Annotated in this window: 16 protein-coding genes; 11 read left to right on the forward strand and 5 right to left on the reverse strand. The window is 37.9% G+C overall.

Annotation, left to right across the window (positions count from 1 at the left end):
- Positions 1–21: 21 nt before the first annotated feature.
- From J4Q03_RS17740 to J4Q03_RS17750, 3 genes are all read right to left on the reverse strand, one after another.
- Positions 22–1,092 carry an efflux RND transporter periplasmic adaptor subunit gene (locus J4Q03_RS17740; protein ID WP_426049456.1) on the reverse strand — a complete coding sequence of 357 codons (1,071 nt, stop codon included), beginning with the start codon at positions 1,090–1,092 and terminating at the stop codon, positions 22–24.
- A gap of 283 nt (positions 1,093–1,375) precedes the next feature.
- The gene (locus tag J4Q03_RS17745) at positions 1,376–1,945 is read right to left on the reverse strand and encodes a helix-turn-helix domain-containing protein (protein WP_426049457.1); all 570 of its coding nucleotides are present in this window, start codon (positions 1,943–1,945) and stop codon (positions 1,376–1,378) included.
- Between the two features lie 178 nt (positions 1,946–2,123).
- The gene (locus J4Q03_RS17750) at positions 2,124–2,372 is read right to left on the reverse strand and encodes a heavy-metal-associated domain-containing protein (protein WP_426049458.1); all 249 of its coding nucleotides are present in this window, start codon (positions 2,370–2,372) and stop codon (positions 2,124–2,126) included.
- Between the two features lie 315 nt (positions 2,373–2,687).
- On the opposite strand from J4Q03_RS17750, the gene J4Q03_RS17755 reads away from it, so the two are divergent.
- Together J4Q03_RS17755 and J4Q03_RS17760 are read left to right on the forward strand one after the other, a co-directional pair.
- Entirely contained in the window at positions 2,688–3,272 is a 585-nt protein-coding gene (locus J4Q03_RS17755) for a zeta toxin family protein (RefSeq protein WP_426049459.1), read from the forward strand.
- Complete coding sequence (locus J4Q03_RS17760; RefSeq protein WP_426049460.1) at positions 3,259–3,411, forward strand: hypothetical protein; 153 nt, start codon at positions 3,259–3,261, stop codon at positions 3,409–3,411. Before J4Q03_RS17755 ends, J4Q03_RS17760 begins: the two co-directional genes overlap by 14 nt.
- A 139-nt stretch (positions 3,412–3,550) precedes the next feature.
- Here the strand turns inward: J4Q03_RS17760 and J4Q03_RS17765 are convergent, their stop codons facing one another.
- On the reverse strand, positions 3,551–5,968 hold the full coding sequence (locus tag J4Q03_RS17765; protein ID WP_426049461.1) for a heavy metal translocating P-type ATPase: 2,418 nt from the start codon (positions 5,966–5,968) through the stop codon (positions 3,551–3,553).
- 88 nt (positions 5,969–6,056) lie between these two features.
- Complete coding sequence (locus tag J4Q03_RS17770; protein ID WP_426049462.1) at positions 6,057–6,620, reverse strand: helix-turn-helix domain-containing protein; 564 nt, start codon at positions 6,618–6,620, stop codon at positions 6,057–6,059.
- Positions 6,621–7,296: 676 nt separating this feature from the next.
- Between J4Q03_RS17770 and J4Q03_RS17775 the strand changes: the two genes are divergently transcribed.
- The 9 genes from J4Q03_RS17775 (at position 7,297) to J4Q03_RS17815 (ending at position 22,604) form a co-directional block, all read left to right on the forward strand.
- Positions 7,297–7,731, forward strand: a complete 435-nt coding sequence (locus J4Q03_RS17775; RefSeq protein ID WP_426049463.1) for a transposase — start codon at positions 7,297–7,299, stop codon at positions 7,729–7,731.
- Positions 7,704–8,048 (forward strand): helix-turn-helix domain-containing protein, encoded by a 345-nt coding sequence (locus J4Q03_RS17780; protein WP_426049464.1) that lies wholly within the window; start codon positions 7,704–7,706, stop codon positions 8,046–8,048. The genes J4Q03_RS17775 and J4Q03_RS17780 overlap by 28 nt, the downstream gene beginning before the upstream one ends.
- Before the next feature lie 271 nt (positions 8,049–8,319).
- Complete coding sequence (locus J4Q03_RS17785; RefSeq protein WP_426049465.1) at positions 8,320–10,971, forward strand: substrate-binding domain-containing protein; 2,652 nt, start codon at positions 8,320–8,322, stop codon at positions 10,969–10,971.
- Positions 10,972–11,204: 233 nt separating this feature from the next.
- Positions 11,205–12,515, forward strand: a complete 1,311-nt coding sequence (locus J4Q03_RS17790) for a sugar porter family MFS transporter (protein ID WP_426049466.1) — start codon at positions 11,205–11,207, stop codon at positions 12,513–12,515.
- A 4-nt stretch (positions 12,516–12,519) separates the two neighbouring features.
- Positions 12,520–14,079: a glycoside hydrolase family 32 protein gene (locus J4Q03_RS17795; RefSeq protein WP_426049467.1), complete on the forward strand. Its 1,560-nt coding sequence runs from the start codon at positions 12,520–12,522 to the stop codon at positions 14,077–14,079.
- A 10-nt stretch (positions 14,080–14,089) separates the two neighbouring features.
- The gene (locus tag J4Q03_RS17800) at positions 14,090–17,191 is read left to right on the forward strand and encodes a SusC/RagA family TonB-linked outer membrane protein (protein ID WP_426049468.1); all 3,102 of its coding nucleotides are present in this window, start codon (positions 14,090–14,092) and stop codon (positions 17,189–17,191) included.
- Between the two features lie 17 nt (positions 17,192–17,208).
- Complete coding sequence (locus J4Q03_RS17805) at positions 17,209–18,909, forward strand: RagB/SusD family nutrient uptake outer membrane protein (protein ID WP_426049469.1); 1,701 nt, start codon at positions 17,209–17,211, stop codon at positions 18,907–18,909.
- 62 nt (positions 18,910–18,971) lie between these two features.
- Positions 18,972–19,889 carry a carbohydrate kinase family protein gene (locus J4Q03_RS17810; RefSeq protein ID WP_426049470.1) on the forward strand — a complete coding sequence of 306 codons (918 nt, stop codon included), beginning with the start codon at positions 18,972–18,974 and terminating at the stop codon, positions 19,887–19,889.
- Positions 19,890–20,099: 210 nt separating this feature from the next.
- Positions 20,100–22,604 (forward strand): PIG-L family deacetylase, encoded by a 2,505-nt coding sequence (locus tag J4Q03_RS17815; RefSeq protein WP_426049471.1) that lies wholly within the window; start codon positions 20,100–20,102, stop codon positions 22,602–22,604.
- Positions 22,605–22,650: the final 46 nt, after the last annotated feature.

Genomic DNA, 22,650 nt, shown 5'->3' on the forward strand with positions numbered 1-22,650 from the left:
AATGCTAAGATTTGAAATGAATTATTTGGACACGACAGCTTTTACAGGCATTCCATCTCCTAAACGCAGCATATTTGAAACAATGATACTATCACCGGCTGTAATGCCGGACGTAATGACTGCATCTGTTTCTGTCCTTTTACTAATGGTTACTTCGGCAGGTTTTGCCACCCCATTCTTAATGATGAAAACAGTGTAACCTTTTTCGCCTGGAGCCAGTGCTTCGGTTGGTACCAATATTCCTTTTGCACCCTTATCGGTAGCACTGAAATAGACTTTTGCAGAAAGTCCTGCTCTAAATTGGCCACCGGTATTATTGGCTAATGCCTGCACCTGCAAACTCCTGCCTTGAGCGTCAAGTCCCGGTTCGGTAGCTTTAATGGTTGCTGCATATTCCTGGCCGGATAACTCAGCAGTAAACCGGACTTTATCTCCCATCTGTATTAAAGGCAGGTATTTTTCCGGAACAGAGAAACTGATTTTGATGCTGCTTTGGTCTTGCAGCACCACCAGCTCAGCACCCGGAGTAACATAAGCACCAAGATGTACTTTTGAAATTCCGATTTTCCCTGAAAATGGAGCTCTGATTACCGTTTTGGCGAGTTCGACACGCAGCAGATCCTGTTGTGCAGCTAAGGAGCGGAAACGGGTAAATGCTTCATCGTATTCCTGCTGTCTTACGGTTTCGGTTTTCAAGAGATTGCTCATCCGCTCTTTGTTGAGTTTTGCCAATTCCAGTTCAGCACCGACCTGTTTCAAACGGGATTTGATATCGGCGTCATTCAGTGTGTACAATACAGCACCTTGGGTAACGTAACCACCGTCTTTAAAGGCTACTTTAGTTATTTTTTGGGGAATTTCACTAACGATAGAAACCTCCCTGTAAGGCATCATCGTACCTACCAGAGCTTCTTCATGATTGAGCAACTTTTCCTGAGCAATGATAATGTCTACCGGCAATTTGCTGGCATCTGCGTTAGTTGTTGCCTTTTCTGTCGAAACCTTTTCTGACTTGTTTTCACAGGCAATCAATAAGATGCCCATTAACGGAATTAAAATCCCTGCCTTTTGTATTTTAGATTTATATAACATGGTCCTGTGTTTTAATGATGTAACAAACAATTAAAATTTAAGAGCAAAGGTACAGGCCGTGGCTGCCGCAGTTTTCAGACTATTACAGGTAAGAGTTGTAAAATTTACGCTTTAAGTGGTTTAGGGTTCAGGAATGATAAACAGCACCCTACATTTGTGCCTGGCAATTATCATGTTTTGGATTATGTCATTAAAAACAGAAAACCCAGCTCGTATAGCGAACGGGTTTGCAAGATGATTTTATTTAAATAGCTTTATAAAATTTGTCAAATGAATAAAGGTATTATGAATGATTAATGATGTTGGTCATCTTCTCATGTCTTATTTTTTTATAATGGCTGGAAGTAAAGCCTGTGTATTTTTTTAACTGATTGGACAGGTAGGCCGGACTGCCGTAGCCTAAAGCGTAAGCAATATCTGACAGCGACTGATCTGTATAAACTAAAAGCTCTTTTACTTTTTCTATCTTCTTTGAAATGATAAATTTTTCGAGTGTATACCCTTCCAAAGACGAAAATAAGGCACTCAGTGAATCATACTCTTTATGCAATTCGTTACTGATAAAAGCCGAAAATTTAACAGCAGCACCGGTGTCCAGTTGTTTCTGTATGCCATTTTCAACGGCAGTTTTAATCAACTCGATCATCTTTTGATCTTTACTGTATAACAGATCAAATCCGTTATTTTGAAGCATAGCTCTGATCACTTCTTCTTCCATGGTAATTTCATCCGTTTCTTTTAGAATTACCTCACCTAACCGAATGTCGGAAATTTCCAAACCAAGCTTAGGGAATTCTTCAGACAGAAAATAGATGCACCTGTCGCATACCATTCCTTTAATTAATAGTTTCATAGATTAAAAAAGATTTTTACTGTACGCTTTATTTCCGACCAGCCAGTTCCTGATTTTATTGTATCACAGCTTTTATTATAAAGTTCGAGATTAAATTCTTGAGTAATATCAGTCTGTATTTAAAACTTCAGGAATGCAGCGTATTGCTGATACGGCATCCCTGAAATCAAACTAACTTTTAGTTGGTGCAGCATCCGCCTGTAGTCATTGAATCTTTTTCGCTATCATCACCGTCTACTTTGTAACCGGCTTTTTCAATGGTTTCTACCAGCTCTTTTCTTAGTTCGTCACTTTCAACAGCAACAGATAATTTTCCAGCTTCTACCTTTTCGACTTTTATACCTTCAAGAGCTGCGATTGCGCCATTTACTCTTGCCTGGCAATGTGTACTTTGCATATCCGGTATGCTCAATTCTATATTTTTCATTTTGAATAAATTTTTGTACTACAAATTTCTGTATTGTTCTGCGCTTATTTTTTACGCTATTCCCTGTTTGATTTGTGATATTTACTGTTTGGTGTGATGGTATTTGGCGGGACAGGAATTTAGAAGTGATTTATTTTTTGATACCATCCTTTTTTTGACCTACATCAATCTTTATGTTTTTTTGTTTGGACAATTTGTACTTCTAGTGTTCCGCTATCGGATAACACCTAAACATTAGCCAATATTCAAAAAACGACAGACTTAAAAAAAATAGGAGTCCAAAAACTAACGAAAATAATTTGTAAATTTGCGAATATGGATGACAAAAAACTTTACATAATCGCAGGGTGCAACGGAGCTGGTAAAACTACTGCCTCGTTCACGATTTTACCTGAGATTTTAGATTGTAAGGAATTTGTGAATGCCGACGAAATTGCAAAAGGATTATCTCCTTTCCAACCCGAAAAAGTATCGTTTGAAGCGGGACGTATAATGTTAAACAGAATAAATGAACTGCTTTCCGAAAATGAAAACTTTGCATTTGAAACCACATTATCAACTAAAAGTTATAAAAATAAAATCATCGAGGCAAAAGAAAAAGGATATAGAGTGACATTATTATTCTTTTGGCTTCAAAGTATTGAATTGGCTAAAGAACGTGTGAAAACAAGAGTTTTGGAAGGCGGACACAATATTGAACCGGAAGTTATTGAACGAAGATACATCAGAGGAATTAAGAACTTATTTGATATTTATTTTCCAATTGTGGACGGAACTTTAATTTTTGATAATTCAGAAGGACAGCACGAACTTTTAGCGGACAGAAATATTGATGGTTTACTTAATATTGTAAATCAAGAGAAGTATAATCTTTTAAAAACTTACTATGACAACAATTGAAATCCAAATAGAGGAAAAGGCTAAAATCTTAAAAGGACTTGAAAAAGTATATGAAAAGCTTTTAGACTTTAAGAAAACAAAAAACAGCGAATTGGTTGTTTTACGTGACAATAAAATTGTGAAAATCAAGCCTGAATAAAAACACATCGGCTAACAAAAATGTTTTGCAAAAGCAGGACGAAACCGCAAAGGTTCAATCCCGAAGCTTCGGGATTGAACCTTTGTACAAACAAAAACATTTATACTTCTATTTCCGCCACGTCAAAACCCCTAAACTGTTATTTCTTCCATTTCAATCTTAAACTATTAGTCACTACACTTACGCTGCTCAAAGCCATTGCCGCTCCGGCTATCATTGGGTTTAACAAGAAACCGTTGATTGGATATAATATTCCGGCAGCTAGTGGAATGCCTATCAGATTGTAAATAAATGCCCAAAAGAGATTTTGCTTAATGGTGGCCACGGTTTGTTTAGATAAACGTATTGCCTGTGGTATCTTGGTAAGGTCTGAGGAGATAATGGTCATTTTGGCTACATCCATGGCAATATCACTTCCTTTACCCATGGCAATACTTACATCAGCTGTTGCCAGGGCAGTACTGTCATTAATGCCGTCGCCTACCATGGCTACTACTTTGCCTTGCTGCTGCAGTTCTTTTACAAAATCTGCTTTATGCTGTGGCAGTACTTCAGCTTTGTAATGCAGGATACCTGTTTGCCCGGCAATCGCTTTAGCTGTAGCTTCATTGTCGCCTGTAAGCATATATAATTCGATACCCATTTCCTGCATTTCTTTAATTGCCTGAACCGATGTTTCTTTGATTTTATCGGATATAGCGATAACAGATAGTGCCTCTTTGCTGTTGGCAAACCAAATGACCGTTTTGGACTGTTTGCCCCATTCATCGGATTTGTTTTGTAACTGTTCTGCAATCGCAATGTTGTTTTCTGTCAGGAGTTTTTTGTTTCCTACAAAATAGGTTTCGTTATTGTGTTCCGCCTTAGCACCTTTACCTGTAATACTGTCGAAGTTGGATAAAGCTATGGCAGCAACTTCTCCCAAATGTTTCACTACAGCTTCTGCCAATGGATGCTCTGATTGTTTTTCAATGCTCAGTAAAATAGCCCTGGTTGCATCATTGTTGTTCAACCATTGAATACTTGTTACCTCGGGTTTTCCTTGTGTTATTGTTCCGGTTTTATCCAATACAATTGCATTTACTTTTTTAGCTAATTCAAGGCTTTCGGCATCCTTAATTAAAATACCATTTTCGGCACCTTTGCCAACACCCACCATAATGGCAGTTGGTGTAGCCAGTCCCAATGCACAAGGGCAAGCAATAACCAATACCGTAACGGCTGCCAACAATCCCTGTACTACACCGTTATCACCACCCAAAATAAGCCACAAAACAAATGTGAAGAGAGCAATGCTGATCACCACCGGAACGAAAATACCTGCAATTTTATCCACCAATTTTTGAACGGGAGCTTTACTGCCTTGTGCATCCTGCACCATTTTAATAATTTGGGCAAGCATGGTTTCTTTACCCACTTTCACGGCTTTAAATTGGAAACTTCCTTTTTGGTTAATGGTCCCTGCAAAAACTTTTTCATTTTCTTGTTTTAATACCGGAACAGGTTCGCCACTCAGCATACTTTCATCTACATAGGAATTACCTGAGGTAACCATTCCGTCGACCGCAATTTTTTCGCCGGGCTTTACCAGGATTATATCATCAACATTTACCTCTTCAATAGCAGTTTGTTTTTCAGTTCCATCCGGTGCTATTACCATAACAGTTTTAGGTTGCAGTCCCATCAGCTTTTTAATGGCAGTAGAGGTGTTTCCTTTGGCTTTTTCTTCCAATAATTTACCCAAAAGAATAAATGCGATGACCACTGCCGCAGCTTCAAAATAGACGTGTGCATGCAGCCCTCTCTGGTGCCAGAAATCCATAAAAAGCATATTAAATACGCTGAATATGTATGCAATACCTGTACTCAGTGCAACCAGGGTGTCCATATTGGCAGAACGGTGTTTGGCCTGTTTCCATGCATTGATAAAAAAGTCTTTACCGAGCCAAAGTACCACAGGAGTGGAAAAGAACCACATGATTTCGTTACCGTAAGGCATATCCATAAAAAACATACCGATGGTTACAACGGGCAATGATAATATAACCGCCCAAATAGTTTTGTTTTTTAACTTTTTGAATTTCTCTGCATGGATGGTCTCCAGGGATTCCTGTTGCTTTGTTTCTTCAACAATAAGCAAATCATAACCAACATCCTGAACCGCTTTTTGCAGTTGGGTGGCGTCCGTCATATTGGGAAGGTACTCAACGGTTAGATTTCCTGTTGCATAATTGACAGAAGCTTCAATTACACCGGGCTCGTACTTTACGGTACTTTCCGCACTGCCTGCACAGGATGCACAAGTCATACCCAAAACAGGAAAAGAACTTTTAACGGTTGGAACACTGTAACCCAAGTCTTTAATAGCCGCAACGGCTTTGCCAACTGTTTCTGTTTCTTTAACGGTAATGGCTGCTCTGTGGTTGTTGATTTCTACTTTTTGAGATTCAACACCATCCACCTTTGCCAATCCTTTTTCAACGATTAACGCACAATGTTCGCTTTCTACATCTTCTAAGGGAATGTAAACTGTTTCTCTATTGTTATTTGTAGCCATAATTTCGATTGCTTTATTTGCAATACAAAATTGGCTACAATATCGAGAATCGTTATTGTGGAATTATGGAATTGATTTGTAAGATTTACTAAACCTTATCCAAAGGTTTTCTTTTTTCTTCTTTGATTTGTTTGAAGTGACTTGGTGTCAATCCGGTCGTTTTTTTGAATTGATTGCTGAGGTAGGCAACACTGGAATAATTGAGCTGAAGAGCAATTTCACTCAATGACAATTCATCATAAACCAATAACTCCTTTACTTTCTCAATTTTCTGGGCGATAAAATATTTTTCAATCGTTGTGCCTTCTACTTCTGAAAAAAGGTTGGATAAATAATTGTAATCATTGTGAAGTGCAGTACTCAAAATATCCGATAGGTTGGTTTTAGCTTCATTATCCTGATGATGCACCAACTCAATAATGGTGTTTTTTATCTTTTCGATAATCCTGCTTTTCTTATCATCTATTACTTGAAATCCCAATGCTGATAAAGCTTCCTCTAATTTATTCTTTTCCCCGGTAATTGGTTCTTTTTCAAAAACTATTTCACCAAGTTTTATACTTATTGTAGACAGATCAAGCTTATCCAATTCATTCTGAACCATCATAATGCAGCGGTTGCAAACCATATTTTTTATAAAAAGTGTCGTCATATTTCTTTGGATAATAGATTGGTAAAAATACAATTATTAAGTTTATCAGGACTGAGCCTATGAAATATCAAATGAATTTTCTGATTTTCTCACAATAGAGTCTTAAATTCATTATCATAGTTTCAGATAAACTATCAAAATTCGGAATTTAATCATCTTATTAATTTCTGATTATCAATACTATACGTGAAATCACTGCTCCTTTGTCATATTTTGTGAAAGATAAAAAATACCTTTGCTGCTTAAATATTATAACAATTTTAAAAACCCAAATGATGAAAAAACAATTAGTAATACCCTGTCTTCTTTTTTCAAGGTAAGGTAGGGATTGCATCGGCTTTTTTAAATCAAGGCGACAAGGCATGGGCTGATTACGGGTTTAATTATCCTAGTCATATCACTCTTACCTTAAACAGATGTTAAAATCAATCACAAACAGCCTGTAGACTTTCCATTTATCATTTCGAATAATCGATAAGCAGACTTTTCTTTTAGTCTATTCTTTAAGCGGAGCGTATATCCCGGTATTGCCTCGCCATACCAGAAAACGTTATAACGGTTTTATAAAAAGGCAAGATGCAGTTCAGGATCACGTAAGACAAATCAGAATTAAATAACACAAATTATAAATACAATGCTGCAATAGTCAAGTCTATTGTGGCATTAAAAAGAAGCAATGAATTTCAAGGAAATACATATAGGAACGCTCATCAATCAGCGTATAAAAGAATGTAAGATAGAAATGTCTCGTATCTGTAATTTTTTTAAATGTACTGAAGCTGATATAGAAGAAATGTTAGTACAGGATAACCTTTCAACAGGTCTGCTTTTAAAATGGTGCAAATTATTAGAATATGATTTCTTTAGAATCTACTCCCATCATTTAATTTTATACTCTCCGCAGTCCTCAACAATGAAATATAGTGATAATCCCAGTAAAGAGAATTCAGAACTGCCCAGATTTCAGAAAAACATTTACACTAAAGAAATTATTGACTTCATTCTGGAACTCATTACAACCGGGAAAAAAAGTAAATCTCAAATAGTAAATGAGTACAGAATTCCTAAAACAACATTATATAAATGGATAAAAAAGCACGGGAAAGAATAGAACCGGATTATAAGCGAATATACTCAGATATTATAGAATTAAAGCACCCTGAAAAGAGGGAAAAATGTAAAGCAATATTATCTAAAGAACAGTTATCCAGTATTGACATTATTAAAATTAATGTTATTATTTTCGGAAATATTACGGAAAATATTTCCTTCAATCAAAGGCATCGTTCATATGATAAGGAAACCATACGACAGATTCTTGATTATCAAAAAAACAACAATTTAAGTAACAGTCAGTTAGCTGACCATTTTGTACTCAGCAGAAATACTGTTGCTAAGTGGAAAAAACTGAAGAAGGGTATTATATGATTTAAATTTTATACAGCTTATTATTCCATTGCTATTAATTTATAAACTCTTAATTGTTCTATTGATATTAGATTTCATGGTATTATATTATTTTCATTAAATTTGGCGATTCCGATAGTTTTAACTGATTTTTTAGTCAACTTTGACGGAAAAAGGCTAATAAAATACTGACCAGAATCTAATGAAACTAAAAACTACTTTTCTCTATTTATTGCTCATATTCTTCTTAGGTTTCTTTTCCAGTTGCAGCAATAATAAAAATCCTGAAAAAATGAGAATCGGTTTTTCTCAGGGATTGGGCAACCATCCATGGAGGGATGCGATGAATCATGCAATGCAAATACAGGCTTCTTTACATAATGACGTTGATCTTACCGTTATGAAGGCAGATAAGTCGGTAAAGAAGCAGATTTCTGATATCCAGACGATGATTGATCAAAAAAAGGACATCATTATGATCTCCCCAATTGATTCCCAATCACTTGTTCCGATTATAGAAAAAGCTTTTGACAAAGGGATTCCTGTTATTTTACTGGATAGAAAAATAGCCTCCGAAAAATATACGACTTATATTGGTGGGGATAATATTGAAATTGGGAGGTCAGCAGCGAAGTTTATCATTTCTGATTCCAAGGCAAACACAGAAATTCTGGAAATCCAGGGTGATGATAATTCTTCTCCCTCGGTGGAAAGGAGCAAAGGGTTTCATGAAGTCATAAAAAAGCATTCTAGTGCCCATCTTCTGGAGAGCTATAAAGGATTTCCTGCCGAAAAATTTAAGAATACATTACAGTCCCTGGGTCAAAAAAAACTATATGTTTTTGCTTTTAATGACGAACTGGCTTTGCAGGCGTGGTCAGTAGCCCGTAATATGGGTTTGGAAAACAATATAAAGTTCATTGGTGTAGACGGTTTAAATACCAAAGATGGAGGAATACAAATGGTTATGGATGGAAAGCTAAGTGCTACACTGCTATACCCGACAGGTGGCGCTGAAGCAATAGAAACAGCCATTAAAATACATCAAGGAACTGCGGTTCCTAAGAGAATAACACTTGGAACAACGGTTATTGATCAGTTCAATGCCGAAATTATGAAGAACCAGCTCGACCGAATTATGGCACAGCAAGGCACTATTGAGCATCAGGTGCAGGCTATAGAAAAGACAACAACGCTGTATTCATCCCAAAACATACTGTTGCAATGGTCTATTGTTTTGCTAACGACATTGCTGTGCTCTGTAGCATATTGTATTTATCTCATTTATGCAGTGAAATATAAAAATAAACAACTTACACTGACAAATGAGAAAATTACCATTCAGAGGAATCAGATAGAGCATATTGCCGATGAGCTGAAGGAGAGTAATGACGCACGGGTCAATTTTTTCACAGGTATTTCTCATGAATTTAAAACACCAATTACGTTAATTCTGAGTTCTTTAGAGTCTCTTAAAGAAAATGATAAAGCACAGGTGAAAAAATCATCGTATGAACTGGAAATGATCCATAAAAATTCAAATCGGCTTCTAAGGTTGATTGATAATCTTTTGGATTTTAGAAAAGTGGAAAGTAAAACATTTAATCTCCGCGTTTCGCAGACCAATATTTATGATTTTTCATATTCCATATTTAGAGATTTTGAAAATGAGGCTAAAAAGAGAAATATCAAATTTGATATTACATCCAACAACAAAAATCAGGATGTTTTTATTGACCGAAATCTGATGGACAAAGTCTACTTCAATCTGCTTTCCAATGCATTTAAATTTACGCCTGATAATGGTAAAATTACAATCAGTATTTTTGAAAAAGGCAACCAGGTTTCGATTCACTTCAAAGATAATGGTATAGGCATCCCCAAAGATGAATTACAGAATGTCTTCCAACCTTATTTTAAGGGTTCCAACAACCGTAAGAACAGCTCTGGTATTGGACTGCATCTTTCAAAGGAATTGGTAGGGCTGCATTTAGGGAAAATTGAAGTTACTTCCTTACAAGGTACCGAATTTATTGTTACCTTATTTAAGGGCAATAAGCATTTTAACGAGGATCAGCTTATCCGCGAACCGGACATGATAGATGCATCGTTGCTGGCACAGGAACCAGAATATGTTTCTTTTGAACCTGAGCTTATTGAAAATAAAAATCCCGACGAACCACGTTTCACACTTTTATTAATTGAAGATAATAAAGACCTGTTACTTTTTCTGAAAAGTAGATTCCAAAATGAGTTTGATGTTTTATTATCAGACGGAACAGATGCGATTGAAAGTGCATTGACCTCTATTCCTGATATTATCATCTGTGATGTAAACCTTCCCGATAAAAATGGCTTTGAAATCTGCGAAATTCTTAAAAAAGATCTTAGAACTTCACACATTCCTACGATCATCCTTACCGCAATGGATAACAAGGAGTCTTACCTGCAAGGATTAAAGTCTGGCGTTGATTTGTATCTGACAAAGCCCTTCAACTATCCGATCCTCATGCAGTCCATAAAATCTTTATTGTTCAATAGGGAAAAGCTTAGGTATTACTACACCAATAATATCAGCCGGGTATCCAGCGGAGCAAAACCTTTTGGCGATCTCGAACAGCAATTTGTAAGTAATCTCAACAGATATATTCACGAAAATCTAGACAATGCTGATTTTTCAGTTGAAAATCTTGCTGAATCTATGCATGTTTCCAGAGTGCAGCTATACCGTAAAGTCAAGGCAATATTTAACGAAAGTGTAAGTGATTACATCAATAATTTCCGTTTGGAGCAATCCAAGACCATGCTGCTGGGCACTCAATTAACGATATCAGAGGTCGCCTATAAAAGCGGATTCTCTTCTCCCAATTATTTTTCTACAGCATTCAAAAATAAATATGGGACTTCCCCTAATGTTTTTAGGAAATCATCTACAGATCATTAATAGGGCAAAGTATTAAGCAGGTGAATATCTATGTAACATTTTTGAAAAAGGATGTTACATTTTTATAATTATGATCATCACTAAAATATTATTCATGTTTATAAATTGTTGATTATTTGGGTGTTAATATATAATTAATATTTGGTTAACATTTTTAAAGTAGTTTGAATCAATACTAAATCATCAGACCGCATTCTCAAAATATTTTAGGGCAAAACAAATATTGTCTTAAAATGAATAAAATTACAATTTGGTCTATTACGGCAGCTTTAGCTGGATTTCTTTTTGGATTTGATGTCGTCGTTATTTCCGGAGCAGATAAAAAGCTTCAGCTATTATGGCAGAGCTCGGACGCTTTTCATGGAGCGGTGGTCATGGGAATGGCCCTATGGGGTACGGTAGTTGGGGCTATTTTCGGAGGAATTCCTACGAATAAATTCGGAAGAAAAAACACCCTTTTTGTCATTGGAATTCTTTACGCAATTTCAGCTCTTGGCACTGCGTTATCAAATGACCCCTATACTTTTGCATTTTTCAGGTTCATGGGAGGTTTGGGAGTTGGAGCTTCTACTGTTGCAGCACCTACCTATATTTCAGAAATAGCCCCTGCAAAAGACCGTGGAAGATTAGTTTCTTTATATCAGTTCAATATTGTACTCGGAATCTTAGTCGCATTCTTGTCAAATTACCTGATCAGTGGAATTGGGGATAATGACTGGAGATGGATGCTGGGTGTACAGACCATACCGGCTGTTATATATACACTTTTTGTCTTAACCATACCCAGAAGCCCAAGATGGCTTATTTCAAAATTCAGAATTGATGAAGCCAAAAGTGTTCTCAAGACGATCAGTCCGGATGAAGATCCTGAGATTCTTATATCTCAGATCCAAAACAACAATGCAGAGACTCCTAAGGAAAATATTTTCATGAAAAAATACCGTTTCCCTCTTATTCTGGCCTTTCTGGTTGCCTTCTTCAATCAGATGTCCGGTATCAACGCATTTTTATACTATGCACCTCGAATTTTCGGTGAAGCGGGTCTGGGTGAAAAAACAGCATTATTGAGCAGTATAGGGATAGGAATAACAAATATGATCTTCACTCTTTTAGGAGTTTCACTAATTGATAAGGTCGGCCGCCGAACATTAATGTACATCGGTTCGATAGGGTATATCATCTCCTTGGGATTGGTCACACTGGCGTTTTATCTGCATTGGTCAGGGATCAGTATTCCTATATTTCTGTTTCTTTTCATTGCTGCCCATGCCATTGGTCAGGGAACTGTAATATGGGTTTTTATTTCAGAAGTATTTCCCAATCATCTCCGGGCATCAGGGCAGGCATTTGGAAGCTCCACACACTGGGTTCTTGCTGCTATTATCCCTTCCCTTATTCCAATGCTGTTTTCTACAATCGGAGCAGGAAGTGTATTCCTGATCTTTACCATATCGATGGTTTTCCAACTTCTGTTCGTCATCTTCATGATGCCGGAGACTAAAGGAATTTCTCTTGAAAAATTAAGTCAAAAATTAACAAAATAAATATATGAAAAATTTAAGCTACGCTATTTTAGCACTATCTGCATTCTTTTATACTTGTAAAGCGCAAGGAACATCTGTCCTTTCAAAAGAAGAGCAGCTATACAGACCCAACTATCATTTCACACCAGAAAAAGGATGGATGAATGATCCTAACGGAATGTTTTATCTTGATGGAACATATCACTTATTATTTCAACATAATCCTGCGAACAGTAAATGGGGAACTTTACATTGGGGGCATGCGACCAGCGAAGATTTGGTAAAATGGGAAAATCAGCCCATCGCGATATACCCTGATCAAATGGGATACATATTCTCCGGTAGCGCTGTAGTTGATAAAAATAATACTTCAGGACTGGGAGACGGAAAGAATGTACCGATTGTAGCAATTTTTACTTATCATGATATGGATAAAGAAAAAGCCAATCGAATTGACGTCGAAAGTCAGGGAATGGCCTATTCTTTAGACAAAGGAAAAACATGGACGAAATATAGCAATAACCCAGTGCTTAAAAATCCAGGAATAAGGGATTTTCGCGACCCTAAAATATTTTGGGAAAAGGACAGTAAGCAATGGATAATGGTAGTAGCAGCTCAGGACAGGCAGCATTTTTATGGCTCAAAAAACCTGAAAAACTGGACCTTCCTCTCAGAATTTGGTAAAGATTTCGGCGGACACGGCGGCGTTTGGGAATGTCCGGATCTTTTTCCGATAAAGGTAGAAGGAACCAACGAAGAAAAATGGGTGCTTATCGTTAACATCAATCCGGGTGGTCCGAACGGTGGTTCTGCCGCGCAGTATTTTGTAGGAGATTTTGACGGAAAAACCTTCAAAATGGATGATGTTTTTACAAAGCAGCTCGAAAAAGAAAAAGTGGTCTGGCTGGATTGGGGGCGTGATAATTATGCAAGTGTCTCTTTTGATAACGTTCCGGAGAATAAAAGAGTGATTATCGGATGGATGTCAAACTGGGACTATTCACCGGATGTGCCTACGGAAAAATGGAGAGGAAGTTCTACTATTCCTCGTGAAGTGACTTTGAAAAGGTCAAAAGATGGCTACATTTTGAAAAATATTCCTGTTTCCCAGCTTAAAAATTACGAAGGAAAGACAGTTAAAAAAGAAATTAACCTTGGTTCTGATAAAAAGCTTATAGGCAAAGGAGAAATAGATCTTTCCAAAGCAGTTATCGATGTTGATTTCAAGAAAATGACGAAAGGCGTTTACACTTTTACTTTGAAAAATTCATTGGGAGAACAGCTAATTTTCGGAATTGATAATAATAAGCGTGAACTTTTTGTTGACCGTACAAAATCCGGGAAAATCGATTTTAAGAACAGTTTTGCAGACAGGATTTCAAAAGCACCATTAGCAAAAAGCTATCAAAACGCAAAGTTCAAAATTGTATTGGATAAAACTTCCATTGAAATTTTCTTCAATAACGGCGAAAAGGTAATGACCGAGATCTTCTTTCCAAATGAAGGCTTTTCGGAATTAAGCTTATCCACAGATACCACAGCAAGTACAGTGAACTTCAATGCTCATCAGCTTAATATCAAGTAAAAACTATAGTATGAAGAAATACAAAATAGCCATCGCCTTTTGTCTTCTTCCTTTTTCGTATGTATTTGCGCAGGAAGTGATAAAAGGAAAGGTGGTTTCCTCAAACCAGAAACCGTTGAGCGGGGTTATCGTGACCGTTTCGGAAACAGGAGTCAATACCACAACAGACAGTAGCGGTGCATTTCAGATCAATGACCTGCAAAAAGGAAACACTTTAATTTTCACTTATCCGGATTATTCTACTCGGAAAGTAGTAGTGGATGAAAAAACGGTACTGAACATCGTTTTAGCTGCAGAGAAAATAAAAAGCATAGATGAGGTCATCGTAACGGGATATACCAAGCAGAAAAAAGCTGATATCACAGGCGCGGTTTCCGTAGTTGATATGAAAGACCTGAACAAACAGACTGAACCTAATCCCATCAAATCCATGCAGGGAAGAATTGCTGGGGTTAATATTACTTCGGACGGTTCACCTTCGGGAGGAAATACCAAAGTATTAATTCGTGGGGTAGGGACCCTCAACAATACGGATCCATTGTATGTGATCGACGGAGTTCCTACAAAAGCAGGAATGCAGGAACTGAACCCTAATGATATTGAGTCCATGCAGGTCCTTAAGGATGCCTCATCTGCTAGTATTTATGGCTCACGTTCTGCAAACGGTGTGATTATCATAACTACAAAAAAAGGTAAAAAAGGTAAAATGAGGATTGACTTAAATTACTATACTGCCTTTTCACAATATGCAAAGAAAACAGAAGTACTTGATGCCAAGCAGTTCGGCCAGGTACTCTGGCAGGCCAATATAAATGATGGAATTGATCCTAACTCCAATAACCTAAGCTATAACTTTGATTGGCAAATGCAGAATGGATCTGCGGTCTTAAATCAGATCAATATTCCTGAGTATCTGGATGCTGCAAAAACAATCAAATCCGCCAATACGAATTGGTACGATGAAATTTCCAGAACAGGGCAGGCCACTTCTTTGGATCTGGCAGTATCCAGCAGTTCTGATAAGGGGTCCTATTTCTTTTCCATGGCATATTATAACAATGACGGAATTGTAAAGCTGACAGATTTTAAAAGAATATCCGCCCGTATCAACACTTCTTACAACTTCTTTGATGGAAAGTTAAAGATCGGTGAAAACTTTACGATCAATAAAACGAACGAAACAATTGATCCGGGAGTGTTGGATCCTGCACTGCGGGCATTACCTATAATTCCAGTGCATACGGTTGATGGAATCGGGTGGGGCGGGCCCGTCGGCGGAATGAATGATCGTCAAAATCCGGTGAGATTGCTGGAATATAATAAAGACAATGGCTATAAAAACCTGCGTCTTTTTGGAAATATCTATGCAGAACTTCAGCCCATTAAAAATCTCAGTCTTAAATCCAGTTTTGGAATAGATTATTCGGACTATTATAAACGTAATTTACAGCGCAGTTACGTTTCGGGATATCTCCAGAATGACAAAAATGCGGTAAATATTGACCAGTCTACGAATGAAAAATGGACTTGGTCCAATACTGCACAATATATAGCGAAGGCAGGTAATCATAGCTTCGATGTTCTGGCCGGCACGGAAATGTATCAGGAAACCTATGACAATACATGGCTGAGAAAAGAAGGGTTTCTTATTGAAGATCCGGATTATATGTATCCTGGCGCAGGAACAGGACAGGCCTATAATGGCGGAACCTCTACACGGTATAGCCTGCTTTCCTATTTTGGTAAATTTACTTATGATTATGATCAGAAATATTTATTTTCTGCAACAATAAGATACGACGGGTCTTCCAGATTTGGTAAAAATAATCGTTTCGGAACCTTTCCTGCATTTTCAGCAGGATGGAAAATCAGTAAAGAAGAATTCTTTAAAAACACTTTACCTTTTTTCTCTGATTTAAAGTTTAGAGCTGGCTGGGGACAAACGGGTAACCAGGAGATCAGTAATGAAGCTATCTATGCTTTATACCTCGCAAGCTATGCGGGAGACAGTCCTACCTGGAATACTTCTTTTGGAACGGCCTATGATATTTCCGGCGCCGGAAGTGGTCTGCTCAATTCAGGCTTTATTGCCATTCAAAGCAAAAATGATGATTTGAAATGGGAAACCACGACACAAACCAATTTAGGCGTAGACTTTGGCTTTTTCGGGCAAAAACTTACCGGAAGTGTCGATATTTATAAAAAAAATACGGATGATATTTTGGTATTACCGCCCTATCTGGCCATTATTGGAGAAGGAGGAAATCGCTGGGTTAATGGGGCCTCAATGGAAAATAAAGGGATCGAATTTTCTTTAGCCTATCAAAATTCCACAGATTTTGGGCTGAAGTATGAAGTTTCGGGAAATATTTCGATGAACAGGAATAAGATTACGCAGCTTCCTGATGAAGTTAAAAATAATTATGGTGGAAATGGAACTACAGATAACATTTTAGGGAGACCGATCAATTCAATGTATGGTTATGTTGCGGATGGACTTTTCCGCGAACAGAGCGAACTGGATAACTCAGCAGAACAGCCAGGAAAAGGATTAGGTAGAATACGCTACGCCGATCTTAACGGTGACGGTATCATTAACGACCAGGACCGCACATGGATAGGCAACCCAAACCCAGGATTTACTTATGGCTTAAACATCAATGTAAGCTTCAAAAATTTTGATGTTTCAACATTTTGGCAGGGGGTTGGAGATGTAGATGTAATCAATACGAAAAAATACCAGACCGACTTTTGGAGTGTAGATGATGTGGGATCCAATAAAGGAACAAGATTACTCAATGCCTGGTCTCCTCAAAATCCTGATTCAACCATTCCTGCATTAACGACAGTAGACAAAAATGCAGAATCGAGATTTTCAAGCTATTATGTGGAGAATGGCAGTTACCTGAAGCTTAGAGTGCTGCAGATAGGATATTCATTACCTAAATCTATAACGGATAGCTACAATATTACCAATTTCAGGCTGTATGCAAGTGTACAGAACCTCTGGACCATAAAATCCAAAAGTTTTACCGGAGTGGATCCCGAAACACCGGCTTTTGGGTACCCGCTTCCCATCACCTTTAATTTTGGTGTAAACATCTCATTATAACCTTTAACATCATTCAAATGAAAAATAATATAATTGTAATCATCTCCTGTGCGCTGTTACTTGGATCAACATTTTCCTGTAATGATTTTTTGGACTATGAACCCAGGGGCGTCTTATCAGAATCTGATGTGGTCACACCAAAAAATGTAGATGGCTTTGTCAATGCAGCCTATGCTTCTTTGGGCAATGATCATTATGATACCCCGTTTAGTTTATGGCCCTATGGGAATGTGCGTTCGGACGATGCCTATAAGGGAGGAAGCGGAACCAATGATCTTCAGACATTCCATTTTTTTGAGATATCAAATAATATCCGTTCAGATTTTGGGGAATTAGATAAACTGTGGTATCTCAACTACGTAGGAATTTCAAGAGCCAATAAAGCAATTGTAGCTCTCAATAAATTATCCGACGCGGAGTATCCCAACAAGCAGAAAAGGATTGCAGAAATGAAATTTATAAAAGGACATTTTTACTTCATGCTTAAAATTCTATACAAATATGTTCCGTATGTAGATGAAACCACACCCATAGAAGAATATAAGAACGTCTCAAACAGAGCAATGACGGATCAGGAGCTTTGGAATGCTGTCGCCTCTAATTTTGAGTATGCTGCCCAGTATCTGCCTGCTGCACAACAAGAGGTGGGGAGACCAAAGAAAAGTGCAGCGTATGCTTATCTCGCAAAAGTCAGATTATATCAGGCATATGAACAGGATGATAATTATGGGATCACTACGATCAACAAAGCTACCCTTCAAAAGGCAGTTGATGCAGCAAATCAGGTTATCGGAAATTATTCGCTGGAATCAGATTTTGGAAATAATTTTATGCCTGGTGGTTATGAGAATGGACCTGAATCCGTTTTCTCCATCCAATATTCTGATGACGACGGAACACTTTTCGGAAGATTAAACTACGGTGATGTTCTTTCACTGCCGCAAGGGCTGGGATGCTGTGACTTCCACAAGCCAAGTCAGAATCTTGTCAATGCGTTTAAGACCAATGCACAAGGTTTACCCATGTTTGATAACTATAATGAAACGGATGTTGATTATCATCATTTGGAGAATTTCACAGTCGATCCAAGACTCTACCATACCGTGGCCATGCCCGGTCTTCCATGGAAATATGACCAAAACAAGATCTATCAGGAAAGCTGGGTCAGAAGCCCGGGTACATATGGATATTATGCTTCCTTAAAGGAAAATGTCCCACCAGGCTGCAGCTGTTCAGTCAATATAGATCCATTCTATGGAAACTCAAAAAACAGGATTATCATCCGGTATTCTGACGTATTGCTCATCAAAGCAGAGGCACTAATAGAAATGGGGCAGCATCAGGCAGCATTACCGCTGATTAATCAGGTAAGGAAAAGAGCTGCTGCAAGTAATCATTTTACAGGCGGCTATACCGACAATAACCTGATCCATGAATATGAGCCCGGGGTAAACTGTGTATGGAGTCAGGATTTTGCAAGAAAAGCTTTACGTTGGGAAAGGAGAATGGAATTTGCGATGGAAGGAAGCCGTTTCTTTGATCTTGTAAGATGGGGTATTGCAACAGAAACGATGAATAGTTATTTTGCAGTAGAAAAAACCAAAAGAAGCTATTATAGTGAAGCAGCTTTCGACCATGGAAAGGAAGAGTACTGTCCAATTCCTTTAGCACAGGTTAATTTCAGTCAGGGCCTGTATAAACAAAATAATGGGTACTAAAAAACAAATAACTGCCTGTATTAAATTGAATATTTTAAATTTAAAAAATAAAAACCTTAAAAATGTTTAAGAAAACAAATCTGAAAATAGTAAGCTTCGGAGAAATACTGTATGATGTTTTTGGAGAAGAAAAGAAAGTAGGTGGAGCTCCTCTTAATTTAGCATTAAGAACCCGCTCTTTTGGATTTACCACAACGATTATCAGTGCCGTTGGTGACGATAAAAATGGACAGGATCTTAAGAAATATATCGAAGATAACGGTGTAGAGATCAATAATGTAATGACTGATCCGGAGCATGAGACTGGATTGGTACAGGTTTATCTTAATGAACGCGGTTCTGCTACTTATGATATCAAATTTCCAAGTGCATGGGATTTTATAAAAGGCAATGAAAGTATCAGAAGTTCTGTTTTAGAAACGGATATCTTTTTTTTCGGAAGTTTGGTATGCAGGAATGAAGTTTCTAAGAATACGCTTTTGGAGCTTCTCCATAGTAACCCGGGAATGTATAAAATTTTTGATGTTAACCTCAGACCTCCATACTATTCGATTGAATTATTGAAAGAACTCATGGACGAAGCTGATTTTATAAAATTCAATGATGATGAAATTCTGGAAATTGCTTCTGGTTTAGGGTTTCAGTCCGATACTTTAGAAGATAACATTCAGTTTATTGCCAAAACAACCAATTCAAAAGGCATCTGTGTGACCAGAGGTAAACATGGCTCTATTTTACTATGGGAGAATTCTTTCCATTATCATAATGGCTTTACTGTTAAAGTTGTTGACACGGTAGGGGCAGGAGATTCTTATTTGGCAGCCCTGATTACCAAACTGATAAGTGATGGTGATCCGCAGAAAGCTTTAGATTTTGCAAGCGCAGTGGGTGCAATTGTTGCCTGTCACCCCGGGGCTAATCCTCAGATAGAAAATTCTGCAATCGAAGATTTTCTAAAGAGAGATGCTTTACAGCACTGAAATTTATAATTGTTAAGAGAAGACTGCCTTGGGTGGTCTTCTTATTTTTTCATAACAAAGATCTGTTATCTTTACATCCTGGTTGTCTTTTATCTTCACATAAAGATTTTAAGCAGAATATAATAGAATGTTTGGAATTACTAAGTGCTTTTTCTTTTGAGGTTGAAAGAAAGATGATTTACTTATATTTGCCCTGCAAAGTAAAATTAAATGTTCAAAAAAGTAAGCACTGTATTTATTCTTGGCTTTTATACAATTTTTTGTTCGGCCCAACAGGTTCGGCCCTCAAAATCATCTGAAATTTACCGCGAACTCAAAACCCTTAAACACTTACCTAAAGTTTTATACCTTGCCGCTCATCCCGATGATGAAAATACAGGATTGCTCTCCTGGTTAATCAACGACCAAAATGTTGAAACGGGCTATCTGTCTTTAACCAGAGGTGATGGCGGTCAGAATTTATTAGGCACAGAGCAGGGGGCTGCATTGGGTTTAATCAGAACGCATGAGCTTTTAGAGGCAAGAAAGTTAGACGGCGCCCAACAGTCTTTTACCCGTGCGATTGATTTCGGGTTCTCTAAAAATACAACCGATACCTTTAAACAATGGGATGCAGACAACATTACAGCGGATGTGGTTTGGGTAATCCGTAAATTCCGTCCGGATGTTATCATTTGTCGTTTTCCTCCTACTGCTGCGGCAGGCCACGGACAACATGCGGCTTCGGCCGTGGTTGCGGAAAAAGCTTTTAAGCTGGCAGGAGATAAAACGGCTTTCCCGGAACAGCTGAAATATGTTAATGCATGGCAGCCAAAACGTGTATTGTGGAATACTTTCCGATTTGGCGGGGTTAATACGACAGCTGAAAATCAACTGAAAGTTACCGTTGGGCAATATGATGCGCAACTGGGAATGGGCTATGGTGAACTGGCAGGATTAAGCAGAAGTTTACATAAAAGCCAGGGTGCGGGAACACAGTCTGTGGCCGGGATCAGAACAGAATATTTTGCCCACGTTATTGGCGAGCCTGCCAAAGCAACACTTTTTGATGGAGTCATTAAAACGTGGACCGGAAAAGGAAACGCTGATATTGACCAATCATTAGATAAAATTATTTCTGCTTTCAACTTCAACGAGCCAGACCTTAGCTTGCCTGCTTTGCTTGCTTTGCGAAAGAAGGTCATTGCGCTGCAAGATTCAGACCTGAAAAGGGATAAAATTAAATCTCTTGACAATATCATTTTAAGCTGTGCCGGATTTATGGGCGAGGTCGTGACCAATCAGGCTGAAGCTGTTGCCGGGGATCATTACAATTTCAGGTTAAATTTGATTTCAAGAGCTGTAAATCCTGTCGTTTTAGACAATGTAAAATGGTTAAGTCAGTCAGAAAGCTTCAACAGAAAATTATCAAAAGATTCTTTAATTACCATTCAGCATGACATTCAGATTCCTGCTGATGCAGCACTCACAGAACCTTACTGGTTGTCAAACCCAGCCACGAACGCGGCAACTTTCTCTGTCCCAAATGATACTTTAATCGGTTTGCCTGAGGCAGAATCACCACTGAATGTTTTACTTCATTTAAGAATCGGTTCTGAAAATTTTCAGGTTAAACTTCCTTTATCTTTCAAGAAATTAGACCCGGTGCGGGGTGATGTGGTCGAAGCCTTGCGCATTGTTCCTGCATTGGAACTTAAATTTACACAACCGCTTTATTTAGTCAAAGAAAATGAAGATTTACATTTGAGTTTAAATGTTAAGGTCAATTCTAACAGACAATACAATAAAGGTACTCTAAACCTGATGTATAACGGTGAACGATTAGGCGGCGCTGATTTAAATTCGATCAGTGGGAAAGATTTTACTATCAATTACGTTATTCCAAAAACTAAGCTTGCCTCAATACATTCGTCTCGTTTGCAATTGGATGCAAATTATATTGCAGATGGAGTAGCGTATAATAAAAAACAAGTATTAATTCAGTACCCGCATTTGCCATCTTTACAGTATTTTGCGCCTGCAACGGTAACCGTAATGAAAGGTGATATTCAGTCGAAGGTTAAAAAAGTGGCTTATATAGAAGGTGCGGGAGATTTTATTCCTGAGTTTCTGCGCATTGCAGGTATTCAGGTAGAGGTCTTGAAAGACGAAGATTTTTATGGCAGCTTAGATGAATCCGGTGGAAACAGAAGTCAAAACAAGCTGTCGCAGTATGATGCCATCGTGCTTGGTGTCCGTGCCAATAACACAGAGAAAAAACTGGGCCGCTGGATGCCTTTTTTATGGTCATATGTAAAAGGCGGAGGTAATCTGGTGATGCAGTATAACACCAACCAGGATACAACAGTGGATCAATTGGGGATGTACAATTTCAGTATTGCCAATAAGCGGGTTACGGAAGAAAATGCTGCGGTTACGTTTTTAAAACCCAATCATAAGTTACTGAACTTTCCGAACAAAATTACTGCTGATGATTTTAAAGGCTGGGTACAGGAGCGTGGCGCCTATTTCCCTGAACAATGGGATGCGGCGTATGAACCGCTTTTTGAAATGCATGATACCGATGAAAAGCCTCTGCAGGGATCAACTTTATATACCCAATACGGGAAGGGTAATTTTATTTATACACCGTTGGCATTTTTCAGACAGTTGCCTGCGGGAAATGTTGGGGCGGCACGTTTATTTTTAAACTTTTTATCTGCACAGAAAAACTGATGAACAAACAACTTAAAAACTGGAATACCTGGTACATACTATTAGC

Source organism: Chryseobacterium sp. NFX27 (genome assembly GCF_049887855.1).
GTDB lineage: Bacteria > Bacteroidota > Bacteroidia > Flavobacteriales > Weeksellaceae > Chryseobacterium.